The organism is Paludibacter propionicigenes WB4 (genome assembly GCF_000183135.1).
Lineage (GTDB): Bacteria > Bacteroidota > Bacteroidia > Bacteroidales > Paludibacteraceae > Paludibacter > Paludibacter propionicigenes.
In genome coordinates this window covers 1,488,163-1,501,833 of sequence record NC_014734.1, presented here as the reverse complement: position 1 = coordinate 1,501,833, position 13,671 = coordinate 1,488,163, and the positions used below count along the sequence as shown (strand labels likewise).

Annotated in this window: 13 protein-coding genes; 8 read left to right on the top strand and 5 right to left on the bottom strand. The window is 41.3% G+C overall.

The window, feature by feature from the left end:
• Positions 1-3: 3 nt before the first annotated feature.
• A complete protein-coding gene (locus tag PALPR_RS15665) occupies positions 4-315 on the top strand; it encodes a DUF4286 family protein (RefSeq protein ID WP_013444766.1) in 312 nt (103 codons plus the stop codon).
• Between the two features lie 39 nt (positions 316-354).
• Entirely contained in the window at positions 355-951 is a 597-nt protein-coding gene (gene ruvC, locus PALPR_RS06230) for a crossover junction endodeoxyribonuclease RuvC (RefSeq protein WP_013444765.1), read from the top strand.
• A 66-nt stretch (positions 952-1,017) separates the two neighbouring features.
• Here the strand turns inward: ruvC and PALPR_RS06225 are convergent, their stop codons facing one another.
• Both PALPR_RS06225 and PALPR_RS06220 read right to left on the bottom strand, forming a co-directional pair.
• The gene (locus PALPR_RS06225; protein WP_013444764.1) at positions 1,018-1,446 is read right to left on the bottom strand and encodes a SufE family protein; all 429 of its coding nucleotides are present in this window, start codon (positions 1,444-1,446) and stop codon (positions 1,018-1,020) included.
• Positions 1,447-1,503: 57 nt separating this feature from the next.
• Entirely contained in the window at positions 1,504-2,727 is a 1,224-nt protein-coding gene (locus tag PALPR_RS06220; RefSeq protein ID WP_013444763.1) for an aminotransferase class V-fold PLP-dependent enzyme, read from the bottom strand.
• A 255-nt stretch (positions 2,728-2,982) separates the two neighbouring features.
• On the opposite strand from PALPR_RS06220, the gene PALPR_RS06210 reads away from it, so the two are divergent.
• The 6 genes from PALPR_RS06210 to queA all read left to right on the top strand — a co-directional run bounded on the left by PALPR_RS06210 (position 2,983) and on the right by queA (position 9,380).
• A complete protein-coding gene (locus PALPR_RS06210; RefSeq protein ID WP_013444762.1) occupies positions 2,983-5,472 on the top strand; it encodes a YfhO family protein in 2,490 nt (829 codons plus the stop codon).
• 32 nt (positions 5,473-5,504) lie between these two features.
• On the top strand, positions 5,505-6,386 hold the full coding sequence (locus tag PALPR_RS06205; protein WP_013444761.1) for a cell division protein FtsX: 882 nt from the start codon (positions 5,505-5,507) through the stop codon (positions 6,384-6,386).
• Between the two features lie 39 nt (positions 6,387-6,425).
• Positions 6,426-6,653, top strand: coding sequence for a DUF3098 domain-containing protein (locus tag PALPR_RS06200; RefSeq protein WP_013444760.1), 228 nt, complete (start codon positions 6,426-6,428; stop codon positions 6,651-6,653).
• A gap of 2 nt (positions 6,654-6,655) precedes the next feature.
• Positions 6,656-7,450, top strand: a complete 795-nt coding sequence (locus tag PALPR_RS06195) for an undecaprenyl-diphosphate phosphatase (RefSeq protein WP_013444759.1) — start codon at positions 6,656-6,658, stop codon at positions 7,448-7,450.
• A gap of 59 nt (positions 7,451-7,509) precedes the next feature.
• Positions 7,510-8,214: a tRNA pseudouridine(55) synthase TruB gene (gene truB / locus PALPR_RS06190; protein WP_013444758.1), complete on the top strand. Its 705-nt coding sequence runs from the start codon at positions 7,510-7,512 to the stop codon at positions 8,212-8,214.
• 116 nt (positions 8,215-8,330) lie between these two features.
• The gene (gene queA / locus PALPR_RS06185; protein WP_013444757.1) at positions 8,331-9,380 is read left to right on the top strand and encodes a tRNA preQ1(34) S-adenosylmethionine ribosyltransferase-isomerase QueA; all 1,050 of its coding nucleotides are present in this window, start codon (positions 8,331-8,333) and stop codon (positions 9,378-9,380) included.
• 141 nt (positions 9,381-9,521) lie between these two features.
• On the opposite strand, the gene PALPR_RS06180 is transcribed toward queA, so the two are convergent.
• From PALPR_RS06180 to PALPR_RS06165, 3 genes are all read right to left on the bottom strand, one after another.
• On the bottom strand, positions 9,522-10,187 hold the full coding sequence (locus PALPR_RS06180) for an ion transporter (protein ID WP_013444756.1): 666 nt from the start codon (positions 10,185-10,187) through the stop codon (positions 9,522-9,524).
• Positions 10,188-10,379: 192 nt separating this feature from the next.
• Complete coding sequence (locus tag PALPR_RS06175) at positions 10,380-10,874, bottom strand: peptidase associated/transthyretin-like domain-containing protein (RefSeq protein ID WP_013444755.1); 495 nt, start codon at positions 10,872-10,874, stop codon at positions 10,380-10,382.
• A 288-nt stretch (positions 10,875-11,162) separates the two neighbouring features.
• The gene (locus tag PALPR_RS06165) at positions 11,163-13,592 is read right to left on the bottom strand and encodes a transglycosylase domain-containing protein (protein WP_013444754.1); all 2,430 of its coding nucleotides are present in this window, start codon (positions 13,590-13,592) and stop codon (positions 11,163-11,165) included.
• Positions 13,593-13,671 lie beyond the last annotated feature (79 nt).

The following is a 13,671-nucleotide window of genomic DNA, read 5'->3' as shown; positions in this document are numbered from 1 at the left end:
TCTATGCTAATTTTCAACATAACATATCTTGTGTCGGATAAGGTCCGCGCTCCTTGGCTTACGTGGGTTCGTGAGCAACATATCCCTTTTATGCTCAATTCCAATTATTTCACGCAGCCGCAGTTGGCAAGAGTTATTACCAGCGCCGAGCAGGAAGGAACATCATTTTCTGTTCAGTTTCGGGTGGAAGATATGCGAACTTTGAAATTGTGGAATCAGGAATTTAGTGCTGAGTTCAAAGAAGAATGTAGCCGACAGTTTGGCTCCGAAGTTGTTTTCTTTACTACGGTTTTGGATTTGATAGATCATAACTGATTTCTGCCTCAGTTTCTTATACCTCTATGAAAATTATAAATGATTAAAGAACACATTATATTAGGCATTGATCCCGGAACAACCATCATGGGGTACGGCATACTGAAGGTTTCGGGGAATAAAACCGAGATGCTGGCCATGGGCGTTTTAGATCTGAAGAAATACTCCAATCATTACCTGAAACTGCAGCGGGTTTTTGCCCGCACGTTGTCCTTGATAGATGAATTTCATCCGGATCATTTAGCTATCGAGGCTCCATTTTTCGGAAAGAATGTGCAGTCTATGCTTAAGCTTGGTCGTGCTCAGGGCGTTGCCATGTCGGCAGCATTGTATCGCGATGTTCCGATAACTGAGTATGCTCCGCTGAAAATTAAAATGGCTATTACGGGTAGTGGTAGTGCTTCCAAAGAGCAAGTTGCCGATATGTTGAGGCGCTATTTGAAAATCCCTCAGGAGAGCATGCTTCCGCAGCTGGATGCAACTGATGGATTGGCCGCGGCATACTGTCATTTTTTACAGTTGGGAAAACCAACTTCGGAAAAAGCGTATTCAGGGTGGAAAGATTTTATTGCCAAAAACGAAGGAAAGGTAAAAACTCCGAAGAAGATTATTCCCGATCCGACTCCGGAATTGTAATATTATAACACAGGCAGAATTTCTATATGAAATTCTGCCTGTGTATTTTTCTGCTTAAAGTATGTTTTACTTACTGCTAGTAACCGATTTAAAAGCCAGCGCATACATTTTCATTTGTTTCACCATAGCCACCAATCCGTTGGAGCGGGTAGGAGAGAGGTGTTCTTTCAGTCCTATCTCATCGATAAAATAGAGGTCGGTTTCCAAAATCTCATCGGGCGTATGTCCCGAAAGTACTTTAATCAACAACGATACAATTCCTTTGACCAATACAGCATCACTTTCGCCCTGATAAGTAACTATACCATCTTTAAACTCTGCATTCAGCCAAACCCTGCTCTGGCAACCAACAATAATGTTTTGTTGTGTTTTTTGTTTTTCATCAAGGGGCTCGAGTAGGTTTCCTAAGTCAATGAGCAATGCGTATTTATCCATCCAGTCGTCAAATATGCTGAATTCGTCTATAATGCTTTCTTGTAATTCGTTGATAGTCATATTTCCATTTAAAAAATTTGTAATTCTGAATCAGTTAATGTTGCAGTCGTGCTTATTTCAGCTTAACATGGTAACCACGCGTTTCAGCGCCTCTACGAATGTGTCAATTTCTTCTTTTGTATTGTAGAACGCAAATGACGCCCGCACCGTTCCCGGAATTTCGAGCGAATCGATAAGAGGTTGCGCGCAGTGGTGACCGGTACGAACTGCAATTCCGAGTTTATCCAGTAACATGCCAATGTCGTATGGGTGAATGTTGCCTACCAGAAATGAAATAACCGAACTTTTATCCTTTGCCGTTCCGATAATTCGCATTCCGTCTATTTCCAACAAGCGTTTTGTGCCGTAGGTGAGCAGCTCATGTTCGTGTTCGGCAATTTTATCTAAGCCAATATTATCAACATACCTGATAGCTTCAGCCAAAGCCGTAGAACCAATATAGTCCGGAGTTCCGGCTTCAAATTTAAACGGAAGTTCGTTGTAGGTGGTTTTCTCAAAAGAAACAGTTGCTATCATTTCGCCGCCGCCTTGGTAAGGTGGAATTGCATTCAGCAGGTCGGACTTTCCGTAAAGAACACCAATGCCGGTAGGTCCGTAAATTTTATGAGCAGAAAATACGTAGAAATCAGCGTCGAGCTCCACTACATTTACCGGAATGTGCGGAACGGCTTGAGCACCGTCTATAAGAACCGGAACATTTTTTTCGTGAGCGATGCGGATGATTTCTTTGACGGGATTGATAGTGCCCAATACATTTGAAACGTGAGCTACCGACACAATTTTTGTTCGTTCGTTAAGCAATGCTTTGAACGCTTCAATGTTCAGCTCGCCGCATTCGTTCATGGGTATCACTTTAAGCTTCAAACCTTTTCGCTCGCAGAGCATTTGCCAGGGAACAATGTTGGAATGGTGCTCCATGACCGACACTATTATTTCGTCACCAGCGTTACAAAATGCTTCACCAAACGACGTAGCTACCAAATTAATGGCTTCGGTGGTGCCGCGTGTAAAAATGATTTCTTCGTGTTTGCCGGCGTGTAGAAATTCAGCCACAGTAACTCGTGCAGCTTCGTGGGCTTCAGTTGCTTTTTGGCTCAGATAATGTACGCCTCGGTGTATATTGGCATTTAAATGGTAGTACCCGTTTTCCATCTTTTCAACTACGCATCGTGGTTTTTGGGTGGTGGCACCGTTATCAAAATAAATCAACTCCTTTCCGTAGATTTTTTCTGTTAAAATAGGAAAATCAGCCCGTATATGTTGTATTTGTTCTTTATCCATGTCAATGAAACTCTTTTACTATCGTTTTGTTCGACAAAAGTACTGATTTTTCAGCATATTGCCAATTTATAAATTAAGTGTAGCGGCAATTTTTCAATTAAAAATGACCAAATAACCCCCTGTTTTAGCTCTAATATTATTACTTTAGTCATTTCAACAATTTTTAACCGCTTATGGAATATCAATTGTGAAAAATTGATGTACTTTTGTACGATTTTTCCCCAAAACTGCTTATCGCAAACCAAGCGCATCATCATGAATAAAACAGTTCTTACTAAATTCGCTCCGCACATTGCTGCTTTTCTTGTATTTGTCTGCATTTCTTTCTTGTATTTCACGCCTGTTATCGAAGGAAAACAACTAATCGGTCATGATACTGAAAGTTGGGCTTGCATGGCAAAAGAGTCAGTTGATTACAATGCTACCCACAGCGATGTGGCACTTTGGACCAACTCTATGTTTGGAGGAATGCCAACTTATCAGATTGCGATGTCGCAGCCAAACAATATACTGAAGTTTGTGGACGATGTAATTCGTGTTTTTCCAAATACGGTTTATTATTTGATGCTTTATCTTATAGGATTTTATATCCTGTTGCTTGCGTTTCGTGTAAACCCCTGGTTGGCCATAGTGGGTGCCATAGCTTTTGCATTTGCATCGTATAACTTTATAATCGTGGCGGTAGGGCACAATTCCAAGGCTATCACCATAGCTTATATGGCTCCGCTGATTGGTAGTGTGTTTATGACCTTCAGACGTAAATTGCTGTTGGGAGGAATTCTGACGGCTATTTTTCTGGGATTGGCTGTCAGGGCAAATCACGTTCAGATTTTATATTACACCGTTATCATATTGATATTCTTGGCCATTGCTGAGTTTATCTACAGCCTGAAAGAAAAAGAAATCACTAAGTTTTTAAAATCGTGCGGAGTGTTGCTTGCAGCTGCGGCGATAGGCGTTGGGATGAATGCAACAGCTTTGTTGACCACATACGATTACAGTAAAGCCACCATGCGCGGCGATTCAAACGGCTTAACGGTTGATGCTCAAAGCTCGCAACATGGTCTGAATAAAGATTACATAACTCAATGGAGTTACGGCATTGATGAAACAATGACTCTCCTGATCCCCGACTTTAAGGGTGGAGCCAGTGGCGGCACACTGACAGCAGACAGTGAAACCGGTAAGAAACTAACTGAACTGGGTGCCCCCGATGTAGCAAAAATAATGAAGGAAAATCAGTTTCCGCTTTATTGGGGAGATCAACCCGGAACATCCGGACCGGTATATATCGGAGCAATCGTATGTTTTCTGTTTGTGTTGAGCTTGTTCATTGTAGATAAACGTACCAAATGGTGGTTGCTTCCGATGATAGCATTGACATTGATGCTTTCGTGGGGTAAAAACTTTATGTGGCTTACCGATTTGTTCATCAACTATGTGCCGCTCTACAATAAATTCAGAACAGTTTCGATGACGCTCGTTGCTGCAGGTTTTGGAATTACGTTGTTGGCGATATTGGCATTGAAAGAAGTTTTTGCTGAAAAAACCGACAAACAAAAATTAATCAAACCGGTATTGATTAGTGCCGGTATTGTGGGAGGTATTGCTTTGATATTTGCGTTGATTCCTTCGCTGTCGGGAAGCTTTATTTCGCCTGCCGATGCTCAATATCAGGGCAACAATGCATTTTTGAGAGAAACCTTACCGTTGGATCGTGCTGCTTTACTTCGTTCAGATGCGCTTCGTTCTTTGGCTTTTGTATTATTGTCAGCCGGTTTAATCTGGCTTTATGCTAAAAACTATTTGAAAGCAAAATTGGCTTATGTTCTTTTCGCGGTTTTAGTGTTAGCAGATATGGTACCCGTTGCCAAGCGTTATTTGAACAATGATAATTTCCAACGTCCGCGTCGTATAGAAAATCTTATTCAACCATCTACTGCAGATAAAATTATTCTCGAAGATAAATCACAGTTTAGAATGTTGGATGCTACAGTTGATGTTTTCCAGAATGCATCACCTTCATATTTCCACAAGAATATTGGTGGATATCATGCTGCAAAACTTCGTCGTTATCAGGAACTTATTAATATGTATCTGACTAAGGAGTTGACGCAGTTATTCTCCAGTTTTAGCCGCGTCAAGAGCACCGATCAGCTTTCAGGTACACTCGATTCGCTGAATGTTCTGAATATGTTGAACATGAAGTATTTGATTTATAACAAAGAAGCTGCTCCGTTAGTAAATCCTTATGCCAATGGTAATGCGTGGTTTGTAAGCAAAGTACGGACGGCAAATGATGCTAATGAAGAAATGAAGATACTGGGCGAGATAAACACAAAGAATGAAGCAGTAGTAGATAAATCTTTTGCTTCGGTTCTGCCAGCCAAACTTTCGGCTGATTCGTCTGCTCACATTGCGTTGACTAAATATGAACCAAATCAGTTGAAATATAGTTTCAGTTCAAAAACAGACCAGATGGCTGTATTCTCCGAGATCTATTATGATAAAGGCTGGAATGCGTACATCGGCGGTAAACAGGTGCCGTATGTCCGCGCCAATTATTTGTTGCGTGCAATGCCGCTCAAAGCCGGAAACTATGAAATTGAATTCAGATTCGAACCTAAGTCATACAGTGTTGGAAATACAATTGCTCTTATATCTTCCATTTTGTTGATATTAGGGTTGGCAGGTTTTGGTTTCTTGCAGTGGAAAAACTCTAAACAAACAGCTCAGCAGGCCTGATACGTTTAAATTTAATAATCTCAGAATAAAAAATGAATAAACAAAGAACAAAGGTAATCAAACCGGGATCGTTAAAGATACATTTGACGTCGACTATAAGTATGTCGCTGGTTTTGTTTTTAGTTGGGTTGGTTTTTCTACTTCTTTTTGTGGCTCGGGACATGAGCACGTATGTGAAGGAGAACATTAATTTATCGATTATTCTGGATGATGGAATTCGTAGTTCCGAAGTGAAGCGGATAGAGGATTATTTGAAAGCATCTCCTTATGCTAAAACGGTTGAATACATTTCGAAAGCAGATGCGCTGAAAGATCATATCAGCAGTCTGGGCGAAAATCCACAGGACTTTTTGGGCTATAATCCGCTTAAAGCTTCATTGGAAGTAAAACTACACGCGCTGTATGCCAATAACGACAGTGTGTCGGTTGTTGAACAGAAGTTGAAGACATTCGATCATATCAACAGGGTGGTGTATCAAAAAGATATGGTGAGTCTTGTAAACGATAATGTGAAGAAGGTAAGTCTTATTTTATTGGGATTGGCTCTGGTGTTGCTTGTTGTTTCGGTAGCGCTTATCAACAATACCATTCGGTTATCGTTATATTCAAACCGCTTTTTGATTAACACGATGAAGTTGGTGGGTGCTACTCCCTGGTTTATACGTAAACCTTACATGATCAGCAGTATGATTAACGGACTGATAGCTTCATTTATTTCGATATTTCTATTAGCGGGTATTGTGTATTTTGTTCAATACCAGTTTGGAGTTTCGGAACTTTTTGCCAACTATCTCAACTTTATTTTTGTTGGTATTATCGTGATAATATCGGGAGTTATGCTTGCAGGCTTGTCGTCTTATGCCGCTGTAGGGCGGTATTTGAAGATGCGCACGAACGATATGTTCTCAATTTAAAAAATCTTTGTTTATTCAACTCATTAATATAAAAACAATATGGAAAACGACAAACATTTCACGCTGGGTAAGATTAATATGATATTGATTGCAATTGGTTTTGCAATAGTTATACTGGGCTTTGTTTTGATGACAGGTTCTTCAACCGTAAAAGAATTTAATCCTGATATTTATAGTTTCCGTCGTATTACCGTTGGTCCTATGATTTCATTATTTGGTTTTGTATCTATTATTTTCGCTATACTTTACAAACCAAAAACAAAATAAGAATGAATTTAATTCAGACGATTATTCTGGCTATCGTAGAAGGAATAACGGAGTTTTTGCCTGTATCCTCCACAGGTCACATGATTATAGCTCAAAAGCTGTTGTCAATTGAGAGTACCGAATTTGTAAAGGCTTTCACGGTCAATATACAGTTTGGAGCAATTCTGTCGGTAGTGGTGCTGTACTGGAAACGTTTTTTTCAATCATTGGATTTCTACTGGAAGCTGATAGTGGCGGTTATTCCGGCATTGGTATTGGGTTTTCTGTTTAGCGATAAAATAGACTCGCTGCTGGAGAACGTTGAAGTAGTGGCTATTATGCTGGTATTGGGTGGAATCTTAATGTTATTTGTAGATAAATGGTTCAATAAGCCGAATGACGACCAGACAATGGATTGGAAACGTGCTCTTAAAGTCGGATTTTTCCAATGTATTGCAATGATTCCCGGGGTGTCTCGCTCTATGGCCAGCATTGTGGGTGGTATGACTACCAAGCTAACCCGCAAGAATGCAGCTGAATTTTCGTTTTTCCTGGCAGTACCAACCATGGCAGCTGCTTCGGGCTATAAATTACTAAAACTATTTATGGATCCGGCCGGAAAATCAATGTTGTCGGAAAATCTGGTAACGTTGTTGGTTGGTAACCTGGTAGCCTTTGTGGTAGCCATGATAGCCATTAAATTTTTCATTGGCTTCCTGACCAAATACGGTTTCAAAGCGTTTGGATATTATAGAATTATTGTGGGTGTTGCCATCCTTGTGTTGCTGTTTCTGGGTGTAGATTTGAATATTCTTTGATAATACAGAGGAGCGAATAAAATGGTGATTTTATCATACACCTCAATTAAAATATAAAGATGAATTTCGTAGAAGGAGAAGTGTTGCATGTAGCCAAACCATTGACGTGGACGTCGTTCAATCTGGTGAGTAAAGTGCGGTGGAAGCTACAAAAAACGCTGAAGATGAAAAAGCTCAAAGTGGGACATGCCGGAACGCTCGACCCTTTGGCTACTGGAGTGATGATAATTTGTACCGGAAAATCGACAAAGCTAATCGAGAGTTTTCAGTATCAAACTAAGGAATATATTGCAACGCTGGAACTGGGAGCCACCACACCTTCGTTCGATTTGGAATTACCGGTGGATGCTACGTTTCCTACGGAGCATATCACCCGCGCATTGGTGGATGAAGTAATTCCACGGTTTCTGGGCGAGATATGGCAGGTGCCGCCTGTTTATTCGGCTGTGAAGGTAGATGGCAAACGTGCCTACGATTATGCCCGTGAGGGGCAGGAGGTTGAACTAAAGCCCAAGTTGTTGGTTATAGATGAGATTGAAATACTGGACTTTGCACTGCCGGTGCTCAAAATAAGGGTGGTATGCAGCAAAGGAACCTACATCCGTGCTTTGGCGCGCGACATTGGATTGGCGCTGGGCAGTGGAGCACACTTAACAGCATTGGAAAGAACGCGGATTGGCGACATTAAGTTGAACGACTGCTGGCAGATTGATGATTTAGTAGAGTTTCTGGATAAAGAAGCCCGGGCTGTCGAAATGGAATAAGATATACTGATGGGTAGTTTATTGAAAATAACCCATTACGATAAAATAGAATTCACAAAAACATGACTTTAGAATTCTCTACAGAATTTTGAAGCCATTTAAATAAACAATAAAATATGAAGTTATCAAAGTTTAAATTCAAGTTGCCGGATGAGCTTATTGCTCAGTATCCGTCTAAGCATCGCGACGAATCGCGTTTAATGGTAGTGCATCGCAAAACCGGAGAAATCGAACACAGAGCGTTTAAAGATGTACTTGAATACTTTAACGAAAACGACTTGTTCATCTTTAACGATACCAAGGTTTTTCCGGCCCGTTTGTACGGTAACAAAGAGAAAACCGGTGCTCAGATTGAGGTTTTTTTGCTGCGCGAGTTGAATCATGAAATGCGCCTTTGGGATGTGCTGGTAGAGCCTGCACGTAAAATCCGCATTGGAAATAAATTGTATTTTGGCGAGGACGACTCTATCGTGGCGGAAGTAATTGATAATACTACCTCTCGTGGACGTACGTTGCGTTTCTTATTCGACGGTACGCACGACGAGTTCAAAAAAGGACTTTATTCGTTGGGTGAAACTCCCCTACCACGCAACATTACCCGCGAGGTAGAGCCGGAAGATGCTGATCGTTTTCAAACCATTTTTGCAAAGAATGAAGGTGCTGTTTCGGCACCGGCGGCAGGTATGCACTTTAGTCGTGAGCTGCTGAAACGCATGGAGATTAAGGGTATCGATTCTGCTTATGTTACATCGCACATGAGTTTGGGCAATTTCCGCGAAATAGACGTGGAAGATCTGACTAAACATAAAATGGACTCGGAACAAATGTCTGTTTCGGTGGAGACGGTAAAGAAAGTAAATGAAGCTCAACTGGCCAACCGTAATATCTGTGCTGTGGGTGTGACGGTAATGCGTGCGCTGGAAACGGTAGTGGGCACCGAAGGCAAAATTAAGCCTTACGATGGCTGGACAAATAAATTCATTTTCCCTCCGTACGACTTCACGGTGGCTAATTCAATGATCACAAACTTCCATTTGCCATATTCTACACTGATAATGCTTACGGCTGCTTTTGGCGATTATGATTTAATCATGAAAGCCTATGAAATTGCAGTAAAAGAAGAATACAGATTTGGAGTATATGGCGACGCCATGTTGATTATATAATCCGGATAAAATAAATACACAACGGCTGAATTTCAGTAATGAAGTTCAGCCGTTGTTTTTTCTAATCCACGGGTTAGTGGGTTATTCATGTTATTTTATATGAGGACTATTGGCTCAGGATATTAGACTATCAGTAGCGGATCAGCTCTGTTTGTTGTTTGATTTATCTCCCATAAACCATGCAGCAATAAACCCTGTAAAGGTGCCAAACAATGTTACCCCGGTAACCATTAAGAATGCAGCAATTACTCTGCCCTCGCCTGTGACAGGAAATTTGTCGCCGTAACCAACAGTAGTGATGGTAACGAACGACCACCAAATAGCATCTCCTGCTGTTTTTATATTACTCTCGGGTACTGTTTCTACTTGTAGTATAGAAATGGAACCGAAAATGAGCATTAAGAATGATATTAGCGATACAGTAGAAAACGTACCTCTAGTTCTTGTTTTGAAGATATGTGAAGTCAAATATTTTACAGATCTGAATGCTCTCAAAATTCTAAATAGTCTTATCAAACGAATCAACCTACCATACCGAAGATATTCAAAGGTCGGAATGCTCGAAATCAAATCGATCCATCCCCATTTCATAAATTTTAATTTGGATGGAGCTTTTATAAACCGATAAAAGAAGTCGTATAAAAAGAGAACGCAGATTAAATCATCTATGAGATATAGCAGTTTTGAGACTTCAGGAGCCAACTTAAAAAAGCTATCAATAACAAGCGCAAACAGAACATATATTGAGAGCACTACAATAACAATATCGAAGAATCTCAATTTGTCATTACCATTATTTCTATTCATAAACTATTGGTATTATAGATTTATGCCTGATAGTGAAATATGCTTTTTTGCTCCAACTAACGGTACGTTGCACTCCCGAATTCCCTTGTCTCAGTGTTCGATGTAGCACACTGTCAATCTTTATAGCTTTTTGATAGAACCGGAATCCGAAAGTGCAGCGTACCGTGATATTTTAATCAGCTCACTTGATTGCTATTTTATAGCAATTAGGTGAGCTTTATCCTCTTTCGAAATATCATTAATGTTTTTGATTTCTAGTGTGACTTGATTGTTAGTCGTAGATTTCGTCAGAGTTTCATTGATATATTCTCTGTCAAGTCGGTACATTGCGCCGGTGGCAGGGTCAACGATTAAAAGCCCAATGAATCCACCAAAAATTATATTCCCGAAATACCAACCATTTAAATCGCATTGAACAGGAATGATTTTCTCGTTATAGCCTTCGAGCGATAATTTGATGGTGTAAGATTGTTTTGAAAAGAATCCAGCTCCTGATTTTAATTTTACAATCATTGGCGAAGTTCCGCTATAAACGGTGTACCCTTTTCTATCCGTTATCTCTACTTTTGCACCACTCGGATTAGTATTCACCGCCAGCGGCCAGTTGCTTCTACTTACAATTGAAGCACAACCAGAAAAAAGTGTCAGCACCATTACAACTGACATGAGTTTAGTAAAAAATTTCATTCTTCTTTTTTTTTATTTTTTTGCCTACTCTCTAGCTTTTCGGCTTACGCTCCCTACTCTGTTGTGGGTTTTCGGGAATCTCCATTTTTTAAAGAAAATATTAAAATTATTCAAAGATCAATTGCACAACAAATATAAAACATTAACCTTAAAAACCAACAATGTTACGATAAATATTTTTAGATATTTTTCGTAAAACTAGTAAAATGTACTGTTGATGGGGGATGTAGAAAAACAAAAAGAGACGCAGGTGGGTGCGTCTCTTTTTGTGCAATATGTTCTGTTTATTTATTCGGGGGTAGGTGTGTCGCTTACCGGAATGTCCTCTTCCATGTTCACATCGTCTATTACGGTTGAGTCCAGCGCTGTAGAGTCCACTCGCAGGTGAGTTACACACTGGTAATTGCGCGAAATTTCTTCTTTCGGTTTGGTAGGGAACTTGCCGCGGTACTGTTTCAGGCTTTCGTCTTTGAGTACTTTTTCCATAAACATACCGAATATGGGTAAAGCGGTGCGGCTTCCTTGTCCGAGCTCGCCGGTGCGGAAGTGTACGCTGCGGTGTTCGCCTCCTACCCAGGCACCACCTATCAGCTTAGGCGTTACGCCTACAAACCATGCGTCGGAGTGGTTGGATGAAGTTCCGGTTTTTCCACCAAAGTCGGTATTGTAATGGAACAAATCCCAGCTCCACAAAGCGCGCGAAGTTCCGCCGGGCTCGGTCATACCGCCTTTGAGCATCTCGGTCATCAGCCAGGCATCTTCGTAAGGTATTACGCGTTTTTGCTCTGTCTTCTTTTCGTATATTACGTTACCTTCCTGGTCTTCTATGCGGCTTACCAGAATCGGTTCGTGATAGTTACCCTCGTTTATTACTGTGCCGAACGAGTTTACCAGTTCAAGCAGGGACACGTCCGACGATCCGAGACAAGTGGAAGGTTTGTTTTCCAGCGGAGTCTGAATGCCCAGCAGGTGAGCGTATTTTATAATCTCGGGTATTCCCACTTGTTGGGCTACCTGCACAGCAATGGTGTTGATAGATTGCGCAAAGGCATTTTTCAGCGATACGGCATAGCCCAGACTGTACCCATTGGCATTGCGGGGCGTCCACGATTTGTCTTTATTGCCTTCTTTATAGTTCCACGTAACCTGTTTGTCCACCATCATATCGCAGGGCGACATGCCGTGCATCATGGCTGCTGTATAAACGAACAGCTTGAATGTAGAACCCGGCTGACGCTTGGACTGTGCAACTTTGTCATATTTCCAGAATTTGAAATCAATATCGCCCACCCAGGCTTTCACGTTTCCGGTTTGGGGTTCCATGGCCACAAAGCTACTGTGCATAAAACGGTTCATATACCGGATGGAGTCCATAATGCTTATGAACATTTCCTTTTCTCCGGTTTCGTAGTCGAATACTTTGGTGCGGTGCGGTTTGTTCAGATAATAGGTAATGGAGTCGGGGTGATTCTTGTATCGCGCCGAGAGCGAAGCGTAGGCTTTGGTCTTGCGGGCAATGTCTTCCACAAAGTTTACAATGTCTTTGTGGTTTTCATCCTGCCACGGATTCTGACCGCGCCAATGGTCGTCAAATTTCCGCTGTATGCTGCGCATTTGTTTGTTCAGTGCTTCTTCGGCATATTTCTGCATGCGCGAGTCGATGGTCACATAGATTTTCAATCCATCGGAATAGATGTCGTACCCGTTTTCCTCTTCCCATTTCTGCAGGTATTTTTCCAGATAAGCCCGGAAGTGAAGCGCATCGCCGTCGTACGATTGCTCTACGTTGTAGTTCAGTCGTATCGGAATCTGTTTTAGCGAGTCGCACTCATGTTTGTTTATTACTTTTAGCCTTGCCAGATTGTCCAGCACCACGTTGCGGCGCACCGTCGATCTTTTGGGGTGCGCAATGGGGCTGTACGAAGTAGTGGCTTTGAGCAAACCTACCAGCGTAGCCGACTGCTCGTAGTTAAGCTTGGCGGGTGTGGTGTTAAAGAATGTTTTGGCCGCTGTGTGTATCCCGAACGAGTTGCTGCCGAAGTCCACAGTGTTCAGGTACATGGTAAGAATGTCTTTTTTGCTGTAAAACATTTCAATTTTTACTGCCGTAGTCCATTCTTTGGTTTTGCTGATGATAAGTTTTACGCCGGGTATGTAACCGAATATGCCTTTTGAGTACTGGTTTCGGGTTTTATACATATTTTTCACCAACTGCTGAGTGATGGTGCTGGCACCACGACTGCGACCTTTGGTCATATCTTTTATCGCTGCAAAAACTCCTTCGAAATCAATGCCGAAATGTTTATAAAAACGTTCGTCTTCTGTAGAAATTAATGTTTTGATAAGCTTGGGCGAAATCTCTTCGTAGGTCACAGGGGTTCTGTTTTCGCGGAAATACTTGCCGAGCACTTTGCCATCCGATGTGTAAATGACAGAAGCAACACTTTGGTTGGGGTCACTAATGCTTCTCAGGCTGGGCGATTTACCAAACAACCATAAGAAATTGATATCGACAATGAAAAGATAAAGCAGGAATAATACAATAGAAGTAAGAAAGAGGTTGGCAATTTTACGGTACCAAACCAATCCGCGATAGCGTGCCAGGCGGACTTTGCGCCATGCTATAAATTTACCCCACCATACTTTAATAAACTCAAGGATTATAGGAAGGTAAGTCAAAAACTTGCTCCACCACTTTTTAATAAATTCAGTAATCATTTTTTATGACGGCTTATTATTTTTATCTACAGTCGATAATTTAAATTCGGCGCAAAGTTACAGCAAAAGATGTAATATT